Source organism: Paraburkholderia sp. SIMBA_027, assembly GCF_046535315.1.
Lineage (GTDB): Bacteria > Pseudomonadota > Gammaproteobacteria > Burkholderiales > Burkholderiaceae > Paraburkholderia > Paraburkholderia tropica.
The window spans coordinates 1-229 of the sequence record NZ_JAWRWY010001757.1 but is presented as its reverse complement, the minus strand read 5'-3'; the positions used below and the strand labels follow the sequence as shown (position 1 = coordinate 229).

At 60.7% G+C, this 229-nt stretch carries 1 protein-coding gene; it reads right to left on the bottom strand.

Going from position 1 to position 229, the window contains the following annotated elements; all coding sequences use genetic code 11:
* On the bottom strand, nucleotides 1–229 hold a 229-nt coding region (locus SB764_RS45185; protein WP_410867461.1), incomplete at both ends, for an aminotransferase class V-fold PLP-dependent enzyme.

Sequence of the window (229 nt, the reverse complement as noted above, 5' to 3'; positions counted from 1 at the left end):
CGACTTTTCGAGGTTACGCGCTTCTATCGCGGCAAGGCCGCCCTGCTTCTTCAGCCACTTGAACACCAGCCCGGCGATGTAGATCGCGTAGGTGGGCGGCGTGTTGTACATCGAATTGTTCTCGGCGACGGTCTTCCATTCGAACGCCGACGGGCAGATCGACTGCGCCCGATCCAGCATGTCTTCGCGCACGATCACGACCGTCACGCCCGCCATGCCGATGTTCTTC